The organism is Psychroserpens mesophilus (genome assembly GCF_050617655.1).
Classification (GTDB): Bacteria; Bacteroidota; Bacteroidia; order Flavobacteriales; family Flavobacteriaceae; genus Psychroserpens; species Psychroserpens mesophilus_A.
The window spans coordinates 1-268 of record NZ_JBODQC010000185.1; the positions used below are offsets into that span (position 1 = coordinate 1).

The 268-nt window shown below is 34.7% G+C and carries 1 pseudogene; it reads right to left on the reverse strand.

From position 1 onward, the window contains the following. Window positions 1–268: pseudogene (locus ACRHNM_RS16880) on the reverse strand (glucosamine-6-phosphate deaminase); the annotation flags it as partial.

A 268-nucleotide genomic window follows, 5' to 3' on the forward strand; every position in this document is an offset into this window, starting at 1 on the left:
TTTTAATGTTAATACCTCCCTCACTTACAATGATACCTGGCGTACTTTTAAGAACACCAAGCGTAGACCCTTCTACCAGCGCTGTATTTTCAACATTAAAAACTAAGCGATCTGGTTTTCGGGTAATTGTTGGTTTCTTAGCAACAATAGTAACTTCGTCTAAACTTTCAGGTGTCTCATTAAGAATTATAGTTTTTAAGTCTAAGTTTCCTGTGAGTACGATTTTTTGCTCAAATTCTTTGAGTCCAATAAAGCTTACTTTAAGGTA